The sequence below is a fragment of the Methyloversatilis sp. NSM2 genome, from assembly GCF_038066675.1.
Classification (GTDB): domain Bacteria; phylum Pseudomonadota; class Gammaproteobacteria; order Burkholderiales; family Rhodocyclaceae; genus Methyloversatilis; species Methyloversatilis discipulorum_A.
The window spans coordinates 90,324-102,792 of the sequence record NZ_JBBUKV010000016.1 but is presented as its reverse complement, the minus strand read 5'-3'; the positions used below and the strand labels follow the sequence as shown (position 1 = coordinate 102,792).

General features: G+C 65.6%; 17 protein-coding genes. 4 read left to right on the top strand and 13 right to left on the bottom strand.

Annotated features, from left to right (window positions below):
• Nucleotides 1-762 precede the first annotated feature (762 nt).
• The 3 genes from nifK to nifH form a co-directional block, all read right to left on the bottom strand.
• Nucleotides 763-2,322 carry a nitrogenase molybdenum-iron protein subunit beta gene (gene nifK / locus WJU27_RS18880; RefSeq protein ID WP_024300794.1) on the bottom strand — a complete coding sequence of 520 codons (1,560 nt, stop codon included), beginning with the start codon at nucleotides 2,320-2,322 and terminating at the stop codon, nucleotides 763-765.
• Between the two features lie 110 nt (nucleotides 2,323-2,432).
• Nucleotides 2,433-3,887 (bottom strand): nitrogenase molybdenum-iron protein alpha chain, encoded by a 1,455-nt coding sequence (gene nifD, locus WJU27_RS18875; RefSeq protein ID WP_020165979.1) that lies wholly within the window; start codon nucleotides 3,885-3,887, stop codon nucleotides 2,433-2,435.
• Between the two features lie 109 nt (nucleotides 3,888-3,996).
• Nucleotides 3,997-4,872 (bottom strand): nitrogenase iron protein, encoded by an 876-nt coding sequence (nifH, locus tag WJU27_RS18870; RefSeq protein ID WP_029143855.1) that lies wholly within the window; start codon nucleotides 4,870-4,872, stop codon nucleotides 3,997-3,999.
• Nucleotides 4,873-5,329: 457 nt separating this feature from the next.
• Here nifH and WJU27_RS18865 point away from each other — a divergent pair, with 457 nt between their 5' ends.
• The 3 genes from WJU27_RS18865 (at nucleotide 5,330) to WJU27_RS18855 (ending at nucleotide 6,912) form a co-directional block, all read left to right on the top strand.
• Nucleotides 5,330-5,797 (top strand): group II truncated hemoglobin, encoded by a 468-nt coding sequence (locus WJU27_RS18865; RefSeq protein WP_341423078.1) that lies wholly within the window; start codon nucleotides 5,330-5,332, stop codon nucleotides 5,795-5,797.
• A complete protein-coding gene (locus tag WJU27_RS18860) occupies nucleotides 5,778-6,371 on the top strand; it encodes a hypothetical protein (protein ID WP_341423077.1) in 594 nt (197 codons plus the stop codon). Before WJU27_RS18865 ends, WJU27_RS18860 begins: the two co-directional genes overlap by 20 nt.
• A gap of 109 nt (nucleotides 6,372-6,480) precedes the next feature.
• Entirely contained in the window at nucleotides 6,481-6,912 is a 432-nt protein-coding gene (locus WJU27_RS18855) for an ArsC/Spx/MgsR family protein (protein WP_341423076.1), read from the top strand.
• 28 nt (nucleotides 6,913-6,940) lie between these two features.
• On the opposite strand, the gene WJU27_RS18850 is transcribed toward WJU27_RS18855, so the two are convergent.
• Nucleotides 6,941-7,102: a hypothetical protein gene (locus WJU27_RS18850; RefSeq protein WP_198291268.1), complete on the bottom strand. Its 162-nt coding sequence runs from the start codon at nucleotides 7,100-7,102 to the stop codon at nucleotides 6,941-6,943.
• A 22-nt stretch (nucleotides 7,103-7,124) separates the two neighbouring features.
• Here WJU27_RS18850 and WJU27_RS18845 point away from each other — a divergent pair, with 22 nt between their 5' ends.
• Nucleotides 7,125-7,424, top strand: a complete 300-nt coding sequence (locus WJU27_RS18845) for a DUF6156 family protein (RefSeq protein WP_341423075.1) — start codon at nucleotides 7,125-7,127, stop codon at nucleotides 7,422-7,424.
• A gap of 12 nt (nucleotides 7,425-7,436) precedes the next feature.
• Here the strand turns inward: WJU27_RS18845 and WJU27_RS18840 are convergent, their stop codons facing one another.
• The 9 genes from WJU27_RS18840 to WJU27_RS18800 are packed head-to-tail and all read right to left on the bottom strand — an operon-like array spanning nucleotide 7,437 to nucleotide 12,468.
• The gene (locus tag WJU27_RS18840; protein ID WP_296813150.1) at nucleotides 7,437-7,802 is read right to left on the bottom strand and encodes a hypothetical protein; all 366 of its coding nucleotides are present in this window, start codon (nucleotides 7,800-7,802) and stop codon (nucleotides 7,437-7,439) included.
• Between the two features lie 19 nt (nucleotides 7,803-7,821).
• The gene (locus tag WJU27_RS18835) at nucleotides 7,822-8,055 is read right to left on the bottom strand and encodes a hypothetical protein (protein ID WP_296813149.1); all 234 of its coding nucleotides are present in this window, start codon (nucleotides 8,053-8,055) and stop codon (nucleotides 7,822-7,824) included.
• 50 nt (nucleotides 8,056-8,105) lie between these two features.
• Nucleotides 8,106-8,402: a 2Fe-2S iron-sulfur cluster-binding protein gene (locus WJU27_RS18830; RefSeq protein ID WP_020165988.1), complete on the bottom strand. Its 297-nt coding sequence runs from the start codon at nucleotides 8,400-8,402 to the stop codon at nucleotides 8,106-8,108.
• A gap of 32 nt (nucleotides 8,403-8,434) precedes the next feature.
• Nucleotides 8,435-9,268, bottom strand: coding sequence for an SIR2 family NAD-dependent protein deacylase (locus tag WJU27_RS18825; protein ID WP_232416080.1), 834 nt, complete (start codon nucleotides 9,266-9,268; stop codon nucleotides 8,435-8,437).
• Nucleotides 9,269-9,289: 21 nt separating this feature from the next.
• Entirely contained in the window at nucleotides 9,290-10,438 is a 1,149-nt protein-coding gene (locus tag WJU27_RS18820; protein ID WP_024300787.1) for a DegT/DnrJ/EryC1/StrS family aminotransferase, read from the bottom strand.
• Nucleotides 10,439-10,452: 14 nt separating this feature from the next.
• A complete protein-coding gene (locus WJU27_RS18815; protein ID WP_029143857.1) occupies nucleotides 10,453-10,716 on the bottom strand; it encodes a hypothetical protein in 264 nt (87 codons plus the stop codon).
• Nucleotide 10,717: 1 nt separating this feature from the next.
• Nucleotides 10,718-10,933 carry a putative nitrogen fixation protein NifT gene (nifT, locus tag WJU27_RS18810; protein WP_019916619.1) on the bottom strand — a complete coding sequence of 72 codons (216 nt, stop codon included), beginning with the start codon at nucleotides 10,931-10,933 and terminating at the stop codon, nucleotides 10,718-10,720.
• A 30-nt stretch (nucleotides 10,934-10,963) separates the two neighbouring features.
• A complete protein-coding gene (locus WJU27_RS18805) occupies nucleotides 10,964-12,100 on the bottom strand; it encodes a cysteine desulfurase family protein (RefSeq protein ID WP_341423074.1) in 1,137 nt (378 codons plus the stop codon).
• Nucleotides 12,097-12,468, bottom strand: a complete 372-nt coding sequence (locus tag WJU27_RS18800; protein WP_341423073.1) for a DUF3024 domain-containing protein — start codon at nucleotides 12,466-12,468, stop codon at nucleotides 12,097-12,099. Before WJU27_RS18800 ends, WJU27_RS18805 begins: the two co-directional genes overlap by 4 nt.
• Nucleotide 12,469 lies beyond the last annotated feature (1 nt).

Below are 12,469 nucleotides of genomic sequence, written 5' to 3'. Positions count from 1 at the left end.
GCCTACATGAGCCCGCAGCAGGTGCGCGAGATGCCGTTGCTGTCTCTTATACACATCTCCGAGCCCACGAGACCTGACTCTACATCTAGGGGGGAGGGTTTTGTTTGGGGGGGGGGGGGGGGGGGGGGGGGGGGGGGGGGGGGGGGGGTGGTGGTGGTTGTTGCGTGTTTTCTTTTGTTTGGTGTGTGTGTATCCCCCCCCCCCTCCCCTCTTCCCCCCCCCCCCCCCCCCCCCCCCCCGCCCCCAGTCGCGGCCAAGGCCGCTCCCACAAGGAACGCGCCCGACCTGCTGCCCAAGCCTGGGCGGAGGTTCTGTGGGAGGAGTCTTCTGACCCCGACGGCACCCTGCATTCAAGCCCGCGGATCGGCGACGCCCCAGTCGCGGCCAAGGCTGCTCCCACAACGAACGCGCCCGACCGGCTGCCCGAGCCTGGGCAGGGTTCTGTGGGAAGGGTCTTCTGATCCCGACGGCACCCTGCATTCAAGCCTGCGGACCGCGACGGCCCAGTCGCGGCCAAGGCCGCTCCCACAAGAACACTCGCTGTCCGCGGTCAGAGCCTGCGTCTGTGGGAGCGAGCTTGCTCGCGATTGCGGCCTGAATCGGAGCCGGCGACGTGCCAAGGCAGTATCGCGGCCAAGGCCGCTCCCACAAGGAAAGCGCCAGACCTGCTGCCGGAGCCCGGGCCGATGCCTGCACACCCTGCCCCAAAAAAGACGCCGCGCCGGCACGATGCGTGCAGGCGCGGCGTGAGAGGACGCTGTATCAGCGGATGATGTCGTACGAGTAGTCGGTCTTGCCCGGAACGATGGTGTTCACGTCGATCGACTCGAAGAACTCGTCGAGCAGCATCACCAGCACGCGCATGCCGCCTTCGTAGCCCCAGATCGGGTAGCGATGGTAGTGGTGACGATCGAAGATCGGGAACACCATGCGGATCAGCGGAGTGCCGGTGTCACGCTCCAGGTACTTGCCGTAGGTGTTGCCGATCAGGAAGTCGACCGGCTCCGTGTAGAGCAGCGAACGCATGTGCCACAGGTCGCGCTTCGGATACACCTTGCAGCCGGCGCCGTAGGGCGAGGCGTCCAGCACCTTCTGCACACGTGCCTCCCATTCCTTCTCGCCGTTGGTGGCCAGGATGTGTGCCGGCTCGGCACCCAGTTCCAGCAGGAACTCGGTCAGGCCCAGCATCATGTCCGGATCGCCGTACATCGCGTAGCGCTTGCCGTGCAGGTGAGCCTGCGAATCGGCCATCGCGTCAACCAGGTAACCGCGCTCCTTCTCCAGCACTTCGGGGATGGGCTTGCCGGTGAGGCGCGACAGTTCCATCAGGAACTTGTCGGTGCCGGCGACGCCGATCGGGCTGTTCAGCAGCACCACCTCCTGACCATGCTCGGCGATGAACTTCGCGGTCTTCTCGCAGCAGAACTCCTGGAAGATGACCGTGGCCTTGGCGTTGATCGCGCGCTCGACCGTTTCCTTGGTAGTGCCGCCCTCGTACATGCGGAATTCGCCGTCGGTCGGCGTATTCCAGACCTCGGACGGATCGCACAGGATGTTGTAGTCGATCTCGAACAGGTCGAGGATGCGCTTCATTTCCTTCATGTTGCCGACGACGAAGCCGTCGAAGCCGAAGATGAAGTTGATCGACTCATCCGCCTTGCGCTCGAGCTTGGCGGCGGTGTCGGCCTTGCCGTCCCAGAAGTGACGCAGGATGCCGAGCAGCGCGTTGTCGTAGCCGGTGATGTGGCTGCCGACGAAGGCCGGCGTGTGAGCGAACGGCACGTCGAACTCGGCCGGCACGCTGCCCTTTTCCTTCGAGGTCTTGATGAAGGCGTTCAGGTCGTCACCGATCACTTCCGCCATGCAGGTGGTCGACACCGCGATCATGTCCGGCTTGTACAGGTTGTACGAGTTGGCCAGGCCGTCGATCATGTTGTTCAGGCCGCCGAACACCGCCGCGTCCTCGGTCATCGACGACGACACGCAGGAGGTCGGCTCCTTGAAGTGACGCGAGAAGTGCGAACGGTAGTAGGCGACACAGCCTTGCGAGCCATGCACGAAGGACAGCGTCTTGTGGAAGCCGTTGGCGACATAGACGGCACCCAGCGGCTGGCAGGCCTTGGCCGGATTGACCGTGAGCGCCTCACGGGCGAAGTTCTTCTGCTTGTAGTCCTCGGTCTTGGTCCACTCGACGATCTCCTGGATCTTGGCGTCGGCGTGGTTGAACTCGAACTGGGACTTCTTGTCCGCCAGCATCTGCTGGTATTCCGGTTCGCGGAACAGCAGTTCGTGGTCGAGGATCTTGTCGGCTGATTGAGGCATGTTGAACACTCCTGAGTGTAGGGTGGGCAGGGGCTGCGCCCCGCCCTGCGACACGGATGTCGGGAACGGTGGGTTTCGGTGCCCTCAACCCACCCTACGTTGCACTGCGCTTACTTCTTCCACGGAGCCTTGGTCAGGCCCCAGATCGGCGAGCTGATCGCCATGTCCATGTCGCGGGCAAAGATGGCGAAGCCGTCGTAGCCGTGGTACGGACCGGAGTAGTCCCAGCTGTGCATCTGACGGAAGGGCACGCCCATCTTCTGGAACACGTACTTTTCCTTGATGCCGGAACCGACCAGGTCGGGCTTCACCTTCTCGACGAACTTCTCGAATTCGTAGCCGGTGACGTCGTCATAGATCAGCGTGCCGTCCTTGACGTAGTGCGTGGTGCGCTGATAGTCGTCGTTGTGGCCGAATTCGTAGCCGGTGCCGACCACTTCCATGCCCAGATCCTCATAGGCACCGATGACGTGACGCGGGCGCAGACCGCCAACGAACAGCATCACCTTCTTGCCTTCCAGGCGCGGACGGTACTTGTCGATCACCGCCTGCATCAGCGGCTTGTACTTGGCGATCACCTTCTCGGTGTTCTCCTTGATCTTGTCGTCGAAGTGTGAGGCGATCTCGCGCAGCGACTCCTCGATCTTGGACGGGCCGAAGAAGTTGTATTCCACCCAGGGAATGCCGTACTTCTCTTCCATGTGCCGCGAGATGTAGTTCATCGAGCGGTAGCAGTGCAGCACGTTGAGCTTGGCTTTCGGCGTGTTCTCCAGCTCGGCGATGGTGCCGTCGCCGGACCACTGGGCGATCACGCGCAGACCCATCTCTTCCAGCAGGATGCGGCTCGACCAGGCGTCGCCACCGATGTTGTAGTCACCGATGATGGCCACGTCGTACGGGGTCGACACGAAGTCCGGGCGCTTGTCCTCGGTCTTGTCGAACACCCAGTCGCGGATCGCGTCGTTGGCGATGTGGTGACCCAGCGACTGGCTGACGCCGCGGAAGCCCTCGCAGCGCACCGGCACGATGGTGTGGCCGGCGTACTCCTTCGACTTCTTCTTCGACACCGCTTCGATGTCGTCGCCGATCAGGCCGATCGGGCACTCGGACTGCACCGAAATGCCCTTGTTGAGCGGGAACAGCTGCTGGATCTCGTCCATGATGACTTCCAGCTTCTTGTCGCCGCCGAACACGATGTCCTTCTCCTGGAAATCGGAGGTGAACTGCATCGTGACGAAGGTATCCACACCGGTGACGCCGATGTAGTAGTTGCGGCGAGCCGCCCACGAGTACTGGCCGCAGCCGACCGGGCCGTGCGAGATGTGGATCATGTCCTTGATCGGGCCCCACACCACGCCCTTTGAACCTGCGTAAGCACAGCCGCGGATGGTCATCACGCCGGGCAGCGACTTGATGTTCGACTTCACGCCGCAGTCGGGCTTGCCTTCTTCGTGCACGTTGAGGTGCTTGGCGCGCTTCTTCGCGGTCTTCTCGGGATAGGCCTTCAGCACTTCTTCGATCAGCGCTGCGTTCTGGGCCTTCTTTTCGTCTATGGTCATGCTCATTTGATCACTCCTTGTCGAGAGCTGAGGGTAGAGAACCACGGTTGTCGCCGGCGGAGGCCGGGAGCCTGCGGGCGACGCCCGCGGCTCCCGACCCTCGACTCTCGGGTGCTCAGGCGGCAGCGGCGGCCTTGCCGACTTCCGATTCGTCGACCTGCTTCATGATCCCGTGCTCCATCAGCAGGTCTTCGAGCTGGTCCATCGTGATCGGCGTCGGGATGGTGCCGTTGCCGGCGTTGGCGTGAACCTTCTGCGCCAGGTCGCGGTACTCGTTGGCCTGCTTGGAATCCGGCGCGTACTCGAGCACCGTCATGCGACGCAGTTCGGCGTGCTGGACGATGTTGTCGCGCGGCACGAAGTGGATCAGCTTGGAACCCAGCATCTTGGCCAGCGATTCGGCCAGTTCCAGTTCCTTGTCGGTCTGGCGCTCGTTGCACACCAGGCCGCCCAGACGCACGCCACCCGAATTGGCATACTTCAGAATGCCCTTGGAGATGTTGTTGGCGGCGTACATGGCCATCATTTCGCCGGACATGACGATGTAGATTTCCTGCGCCTTGTTTTCGCGAATCGGCATCGCGAAGCCACCGCACACGACGTCGCCCAGCACGTCGTAGGACACGTAGTCGACGCCGTCATAGGCGCCGTTCTCCTCGAGGAAGTTGATCGAGGTGATGACACCGCGACCGGCGCAGCCGACGCCGGGTTCCGGGCCACCGGATTCGACACAGCGGATGTCGCGGTAGCCGATCTTCATGACGTCCTCGAGCTCCAGGTCCTCGACCGAACCGGCTTCGGCGGCCAGCGACAGGATGGTGTCCTGTGCCTTTGCGTGCAGGATCAGGCGGGTCGAGTCGGCCTTCGGGTCGCAGCCGACGATGAGGATCTTCTGACCCATTTCGGCCAGAGCGGCCAGGGTGTTCTGGGAGGTGGTCGACTTGCCGATGCCGCCCTTGCCGTAGAAGGCGATTTGTCTGAGAGATGCCATGTTTGATTCTCCTGAGTCGATGAACAGTTGATTGCCGCTGACCAAGTGATCATTGGCCACGTACCGCGCCACCGGATGCAGCCCCTTGTGCCCATTGTTGGTCTTCGTGGTCAGCCATTGGCGGCAAGTCATGGTCGGTGCATGGCCTGTTCAGCAACAGCCGTGCCATTCCCGATGCATTCTCGATAAACGGCTTACAGACGTCGTTTCAGAGATTCAGATCAGCGTTTCGATGGGTCGGCGGGCGGTACGACAAACGCGACAATCAGCCCAGCGCTGTGAGGATTGACCGGGCTGCGACAGAGCCGACACAGGCTTCCCTCTCCTCTGTGGTCCATGCGTCATCGGGCGCGCCAGCGGGCGTTCCGGCGCGCAGTCCGCCGTGATGCCGGACAGAGAAGACGCAACGGGTACGGCACTTGCTGTGGTCACGCATCCGCCCAGCAAAGACACGTCCATGTCCACGCAAGAACCCGTCGTTCCAGCCGTCGCGCCTTCGGTCAGTTCGACCGCAGGTACGCAGAACCCGCACTTCGCCCGCATCGGCGGCGAAGCGGCGATCGTTCAGTTGGTCGAGCGCTTCTATGCACACATGAGCGAACGCCCGGACGCACAGGGCATACGCGCCATGCACGGTGTCGACCTGACCGACGTCAAGCGCGTGCTGGTGAATTACCTCGTCGAATGGATGGGCGGTCCGCAGCGCTACTCGGTCGAACGTGGCCATCCGCGTCTGCGACGCAAGCACCTCGCATTCGCGATCGGCCCAGCCGAACGCGACGCGTGGATGAACTGCATGCGCGCCGCCCTGCACGAAGTGGTGAGCGACGGCGAACTGCGCATGCAACTGGAGCAGGCCTTTTTCAAGACCGCGGATTTCATCCGCAACGATCAGGGGAATCACCATGAGCATCACCATCGCTAGCTCCGCCTTTGCCGCACTGGAAAACGAGAAGCGGCTGCTCAACGCCGTATTCAAGGGTCCGACGCACAAGCCGGGCCGTGTCGGCTTCCGCGGCGACATCGCACTGAAGTTCGCGCAGCAGTTCGCAGACGAGGCCCGTCCGCCCGAGATCAGCAGTGACCAGGTGATGGCCGCCGCGCATGAGGGCGAAACGCACATCGCCTTCCTGACCTGCTTCCTGCTGTCCTTCGAGTACCTGAAGATGCTGGCCGAGGTGCTGGGCGACGCGCTGTCGCCGCAAGGCAAGTACTTCCTGTTCTGCGACAACATCGATCTGTCGAAGAAGTACCAGGTGCAGTACGGCGGCGCGACCTTCTACGTGCTGCCGATCGATGAAGCGACCGTCTACAACGAGACGCTCGAACTGCTCTATCTGGAGAAGAACGACCTGAAGAAGCTCGACACCGCCGGCAAGCTGGACGCGGTCGTCGACGCCGCGATGAAGTTCACCGGCAAGTTCCCGGAGATCAGCTACGAAGATGGCCTGAAGCTGATGGGCCCGGTGCGCAATCTGTACGAGAACCGTCCGGTCTGAGGTGAAAGCGCCCACGTTCGCTCCGCCGCCAGTGGCGGGACGGCTCTGCAGGGCCACCCGCTCGTCCGGCGCATCGCCGCTCACCGCCTGACATTGACGGATCGCTGACATGGCTCACGTCGTCTTCTTTGAGAAGCCGGGCTGTACCGGCAACGCGCGGCAGAAGCAGTGGCTGCTCGATGCCGGCCATCTGCTGACGGTGCGCAGCCTGCTGACCGAGCCATGGACGGCGGAGTCCTTGCTCGACTTCCTCGACCCCTTGCCGGTGGCCGACTGGTTCAACCGCGCTGCGCCACGCGTGAAGAGTGGCGAAGTGCGGCCCGAATCGCTCGGCCGCGCAGAGGCGCTGGCGATGTTGCTGGCCGAGCCGCTGCTGATACGGCGGCCTCTGCTGCAGGTGGGCGCGGAGCGGCGGGTCGGTTTCGATCCGCCGGCAGTGGACCGCTGGATAGGGCTGACGCCGGACGCCGCGGCACGGCTGCGTGAAACGTCGGAGGGCTGTGCTGCCGGCGGACTGCGATCGTGCCGCCCGCCGGAATGAAGACAGTTCGCTCGGGCGGCGACGCCGCTCAGTCCGGCGTCATGTCTGGCTGCAGCACCACCTCGTCGGGCAGCACGCCACCGTTGCCCAGCAGTTCCAGCGCACCGAGCGGGGAGTAGCCGTCGTCACCTTCGAGCAGCACGGTGGCGTCGGCCGGCAGCCCCTGCAAGGCCACGATCAACTGTTTCACTGTCATCGACATCCGCTCACCCATGTCCTCGCCATCGCTCCCCCCTTCGCCCTCGACGACCAGCCGCTACTTCCTCACCTACCGCGGCGTGAAACTGCCGCTGCAGTTCGCCGAAGAACTGCAGCCGGATGCGCTGCGCAACCGCAATACCTGGTTCCAGGTCGACTACGACGCAGCCGGTCGCATCGTGCGCGCCGAGAAGAAGGTCTACGGTGAAACCGAAATGCGTCACGAATACAGCTGGAGCGCCGACGGCCGTCTGCTGCGCGCCTGCATCGTCATCGGTGACGAAGAGCCGCAGGTGGTCGACTTCCCCGCCTGAACGGCACGCACCTCAGCCGGCGAACGCAAACAGCGCCGGTTCGCGCTGGCGGTAGAGCCGCAGCCACATCAGCGTGGCCGGCACCAGCGAAGTGAGGGCGAACCACAGCGTGTCGTCGCTGGCCGGCCCCTGGTCGGGCAAGGTGCGCGCCAGCAGCGACCAGCCGGCCCAGTCGATCTCCGGCAGACGGCGGCTGGCTTCCATCGGCAGGCCATCCATCAGACGGGCGATGATCAGCAGCAGGCGGCCCACCTCGGCGCGGGTCAGACGCGACGACAGGAACTCGTCGCGCTCCAGCCCTTCGCCGAGGATGAGCACGCCGCTGCAGGCCTCGTCCAGCATGGCCAGCGAAGCGGCGCTGAACAGCGCTTCGGTCATGGTTCCGTGCGCTCCGGGCTCAGGCGCCGATGCGGTACTCGTAGTTCAGCCGTGTCATCTTGCCCACGGCGCCGCACTTGACGCAGCGCCAGCCGGCCGAGAAGGCCTGATTGGTGCAGCTGTCGTCGTAGGTCTGGCGGCAGCCGATATGGCCGCACTCGCACTGGAAGGTCTGGCCGTTGCACTTGCCGGCAGCGCCGAGGCGGTTGCCGGTACAGAGGCCGCGATCGGCCTTGATTGCGTCGTAACTCATGATGATGTTCTTCCCGTTGTCCGGTTCTTGTCGGGGTGGCGTGGACGCGATCAGACGAAGCTGAGCAGCTCGACCGTCACGTTCTCTTCGCCCATCTGCGCCTGACAGGCCAGGCGCGATTTCGAGCTGACGCCGACCAGCGCGTCGAGCTTCTCGTTCTCTGCACGGGTCGTCTTCGACAGGCTCTTGCGGCCCTCGTTGACCGCGATGTGACAGGCGCCGCACTGCGCCTGGCCGCCGCACTTGCTGATCAGCTTCTCGCCGGCGGACAGGATGGCGGCAAGCAGGGTGGTTCCGGGAGCGACGTCGAGCGCCTTTCCGGACGGCATGATGGTGAGCTGTGGCATGGCGTTATCTCCTTGTCGGTGGGTGAATCGGGTCAGGCCGCCTGCGCCGGCAAGGCGGCGAGGCTGTCCAGCGGCAGCGCGATGCGCGTGATGTTCTGTTCGGCCAGGAACTTCGCTTCCATGCGCGTCGGCTCGTCGGGCAGCAGCGCCCAGTGGCGATCGCTGGAGCGCTTCATGATCTGGCGCGCGAACGAGCGGGTGAGCTGATCGTTGAAGCGGCAACCGAGGAAGAGGAAGCTGCGGCCGCTGCGCAGCGCCTGCACCTCCTGCGGGATCGGCGTCTGGATGTCGATCTCGGTCAGTACTTCGACATAGTCCGAATCCGACACGAGGTAGTTGCCCGCCGGGCTGGTCGAGCCGATCGGCTTGTACAGCAGCGTCGCCCAGTCGGGCGCGCGATCGGGCAGCGGATTGCCGTCGCGGTCATACCAGCCGGTCCAGTTACCGAAATGTTCGGACTGCGACAGTCCCTGCACTTCGCCCCACTTGACGCCGGCTTCGTGCAGCGCGGTCGACATCGCCTCGTCGTACCAGGTGTCGACGATGAGCGGCAGATTCAGACTCGCCAGCCAGGCATGCAGCGGCGAGGCCGAGGGGGCTGCGGCGAAGGCGTTGTTCATCAGATCGACCACCGTCTTGCGGTGCTTGAAGTTCTCGATGAACTGCGCAGCCTGGGTCAGCCGGCTGCGTATCTTGTGCGGCACGGTCACTTTGGCGGTGAGCAGCGCGACCAGCGCCTCCGGCGTGCCGGGCACCGCGTACTGCGGCACCAGCGACAGCATGCCGGGGCCCAGATAGGGCACGACGCGACCGGCGCGCAGCCCTGCTTCGATCTCGGCGGGCAATTGGGTCAGGGGGGATGTCATGACTCGTCCTCGTAACGCGGTTCAGTAGATGGCGGCACCGGCGCCGACGTTGGTGGCCGCGTCCTTCAGCGTCTTCACCACGAAGCGCACTTCGTCCTGCTCGATGAAGCCGTGGAAGGGCAAGGCCAGCGAGCGGTCGGCGATGCGGTCGGTGTTGGCGAGCTGGCCGCGCTTGTAGCCGTAGCTCTGGTAATGGAACTGCTGGTGCAGCGGCCGGCTGTAGGCGGCCGCCTCGATCGCTTCGGTATCGAGATCCTCGATCAGCTGCGCGCGCGCGCTGGCGGTGAAGCGCTTGCCCAGATGCACGACGTAGAGCATCCAGTGCACCTCATCGACGTCCTGCGCCAGATAGGGCGGCTTGATGCCCTCGAAGGTCTGCATCTGTTCGTGGTACCAGACCTCGACCTGCTTGCGCCGCGCGTGGATCTCGTCGATGCGCTCAGCCTGGGCGATGCCGATGGCCGCGGTGACGTCACTCATGTTGGCCGAGAAGGGCACGCGGCTGCCGACCGACACCGAGTTGCGATCGCTCAGCCCGTGCGCACGCAGGTAGCGCAGTTCGCTGGCCAGACGTGCGTCGTCGGTCAGCACCATGCCGCCCTCGCCGCAGTTCAGCGCCAGCGGTTGCGAGAAGTCGAAGATGGACAGGTCGCCGAAGGTGCCGACCAGTTCGCCGAGGTAGCGCGAGCCGATCGCTTCGGTCGAATCCTCGATCAGCGCCAGCCCATGCGCGTCGGCAATGTCGCGCAGCGGCTTCCACGCGGCCGGATGGCCGTTGCAGTTGTTGCCGATGATGGCGCGCGTGTTCGGCGTGATGCGCGTCAGCACCGATTCCGGCGCCACCGCACCGGACCAGTAGTCGATGTCGGCCAGCACCGGCGTGGCACCCGCATGCACGATGGCGTGCGCGATGTGGTGCCAGCTGTAGGCGCTGGCGATCACTTCGTCGCCCGGGCCGATGCCGAGCGCGCGCAGCGCCATCCAGGCACCTGCCATGCCGCTCGACACGGCCACCGCGTAGCGGCGCCCGTGCAGGTCGGCGAACACCGACTCGAAAGCTTCCACCATCGGGCCGCCCGACAGCCGGCCGGAACGCATCACCTGCTCCACCAGCTGAGCTTCGCGTTCGCCGACGTCGGCGAGTGAAAGCGGTATCCAGTCGCTGTCCATGTTCATCTCCCGGTTCAGGTGTGCTGGGTCAGCACGATGCCGTGCGCTGCCAGCGGGTCGGGCGTAACCGACCAGCAATGTCCGTCGCTGTGCATCAGGAAAAGATCGCGGTCGCCGATGCGCAGCGCGGGCTTCTCGCCGCGCATGTCGAATGCGTCGACCGCCGAGGCGCGGACGCCGGGCAGAGCGAGGCGCACGCCGGCAATGGCCTCGCCCAGCGTCGGTGCCGCCAGCGCGATGCGGGCGATCTCGCCCAACTGATCTGCACTCAGCGCCACGTCACTCGCGTCCGCCGGTCAGGCGGGCCTCCACTGTGATCGGCAGCCGGGTGTCGGCGGCCATCTCGGGCAGGTCCAGCGTCCACCCGTTGGCGAGCGTGATCTGGCCGCCCCACATGTCCGGGCGCTCCATCTGCACGATGGGTTCTTCCAGGTCCTTCTTCGGCACGTAGAGCGACAGTTCGCCCTTGCTGCTCTTGCGGATCATGACTTTCATGGCGGACTTCCTCGTGGTGACGTGTCGACTTCAGGCCGCCGCGGCGGCCGTTTCGGATTGCAGACTGCGCAGTACATGGACGACGCGGGCGAGGTGTTCGCCGTCGGTATCGCGACCCAGCGACAGGCGGATCGCCTCGCGTGCGAGCGCCGGCGGCACGCCCATCGCGGCCAGCACGTGCGACGGCTCGCTGCCGCCGGACGAACAGGCTGCCCCCGATGCGGCGAGGATGCCTTCGCGCTCCAGCCGGCCCAGCAAACGGTCGGCCGACTGGCCGGCAACGGCGATGAAAAGCGTGTTGGGCAGGCGCGGCGCGCCTTCGCCGAACACCGTCAGGCCGGTCAGCGTTTCGCGCAGCGCGTCTTCGAGCGCGTCGCGCAGCGCGCCCAGGCGCAGCGTTTCGGCCTGCATCGTCGCGCGCGCCTGACGCGCCGCGACGGCAAAGCCGGCGATGCCCGGCATGTTCTCGGTGCCGCCGCGGCGGCCGCGCTCCTGCTGGCCCGGCAGCAGCGCCGGCCAGCTCAGTCCCTTGCGAACGACGAGCGCGCCGCAGCCCTTGGGTCCGCCGAACTTGTGGGCGGACATCGACATCAGGTCCACGCCCCAGCCGGCGAAATCCAGCGGCAGGCGGCCGGCCTGCTGGGTGGCATCCACATGCAGTGGCACGGCGGCCGCGCGCGCGGCGGCGGCCACCTCGACCACCGGCTGCAGCACGCCGGTCTCGTTGTTCGCCGCCATCACCGACAGCAGCGCGGCCGGGCGTTCGAGCGCGGCGTGCAGTGCGTCGAGGCGCAGCACGCCGCGCCCATCCACCGGCAGCAGTTCGACCTCAACACCGAAGTCGCGCATGCGTTGCGCCGCCTTCAGGAAGCCGGCGTGCTCGACCGCCGACAGCAGCACGCGCGGCGGCACACCGGGGCGCGACAGCGCGCCGGCGAGCACCTGGTTGTTCGCCTCGGTGGCGCCGCTGGTGAACACCACCTCGACCGGCTGCGCGCCGGCCAGCGCCGCCACCTCGGCGCGCGCGGCCGCCAGCGCCGACTTCGCGCGCTGACCAAAGCCGTGCTTGGACGACGGATTGCCCCAGCCATCGCGCAGGCACTCGGTGACCGCCTCGATCACCTCGGGCAGCGGCGGTGTGGTCGCGTTGTGGTCGAGGTAGATCATGGCCAGAACACCCGGTGCGGGTCGTGCACGATGAGGTCGAGCAGGCGGTCCAGGCTGTTCGAGCGCGAGTGCTGCACCCAGCCACCGAGCAGATGGTCGCAGGCATAGAGCACCCAGCTCGCGTCCTCGTGGCGGATGCGCGCGATATCTATCGTTCCGCCCTCGGGGTCGACATTGCGCGAGCAACAGGGGCTGGTGATGATCCAGCCGTCGTCGGTGTCGTGCAGTGCCGGATGCACGTAGCGATAGCGCTCGCGTGCCGCCAGCGCGCGCAGCACGCGCCGGCGCAGCAGTTCGGTCTCGGCGACGACCACGCTGCGGCCGGGCGCCGGCGCGTTGCGGAGCGGGCTCAGGGCATGGACGTTCATC

What these genes read in the sequence shown, in the direction of transcription:
- nifK (WP_024300794.1), bottom strand. Translation starts at nt 2,322, where the DNA reads ATGCCTCAATCAGCCGACAAGATCCTCGACCACGAACTGCTGTTCCGC.
- nifD (WP_020165979.1), bottom strand. Translation starts at nt 3,887, where the DNA reads ATGAGCATGACCATAGACGAAAAGAAGGCCCAGAACGCAGCGCTGATC.
- nifH (WP_029143855.1), bottom strand. Translation starts at nt 4,872, where the DNA reads ATGGCATCTCTCAGACAAATCGCCTTCTACGGCAAGGGCGGCATCGGC.
- WJU27_RS18865 (WP_341423078.1), top strand. Translation starts at nt 5,330, where the DNA reads ATGTCCACGCAAGAACCCGTCGTTCCAGCCGTCGCGCCTTCGGTCAGT.
- WJU27_RS18860 (WP_341423077.1), top strand. Translation starts at nt 5,778, where the DNA reads ATGAGCATCACCATCGCTAGCTCCGCCTTTGCCGCACTGGAAAACGAG.
- WJU27_RS18855 (WP_341423076.1), top strand. Translation starts at nt 6,481, where the DNA reads ATGGCTCACGTCGTCTTCTTTGAGAAGCCGGGCTGTACCGGCAACGCG.
- WJU27_RS18845 (WP_341423075.1), top strand. Translation starts at nt 7,125, where the DNA reads ATGTCCTCGCCATCGCTCCCCCCTTCGCCCTCGACGACCAGCCGCTAC.
- WJU27_RS18840 (WP_296813150.1), bottom strand. Translation starts at nt 7,802, where the DNA reads ATGACCGAAGCGCTGTTCAGCGCCGCTTCGCTGGCCATGCTGGACGAG.
- WJU27_RS18835 (WP_296813149.1), bottom strand. Translation starts at nt 8,055, where the DNA reads ATGAGTTACGACGCAATCAAGGCCGATCGCGGCCTCTGTACCGGCAAC.
- WJU27_RS18830 (WP_020165988.1), bottom strand. Translation starts at nt 8,402, where the DNA reads ATGCCACAGCTCACCATCATGCCGTCCGGAAAGGCGCTCGACGTCGCT.
- WJU27_RS18825 (WP_232416080.1), bottom strand. Translation starts at nt 9,268, where the DNA reads ATGACATCCCCCCTGACCCAATTGCCCGCCGAGATCGAAGCAGGGCTG.
- WJU27_RS18820 (WP_024300787.1), bottom strand. Translation starts at nt 10,438, where the DNA reads ATGGACAGCGACTGGATACCGCTTTCACTCGCCGACGTCGGCGAACGC.
- nifT (WP_019916619.1), bottom strand. Translation starts at nt 10,933, where the DNA reads ATGAAAGTCATGATCCGCAAGAGCAGCAAGGGCGAACTGTCGCTCTAC.
- WJU27_RS18805 (WP_341423074.1), bottom strand. Translation starts at nt 12,100, where the DNA reads ATGATCTACCTCGACCACAACGCGACCACACCGCCGCTGCCCGAGGTG.
- WJU27_RS18800 (WP_341423073.1), bottom strand. Translation starts at nt 12,468, where the DNA reads ATGAACGTCCATGCCCTGAGCCCGCTCCGCAACGCGCCGGCGCCCGGC.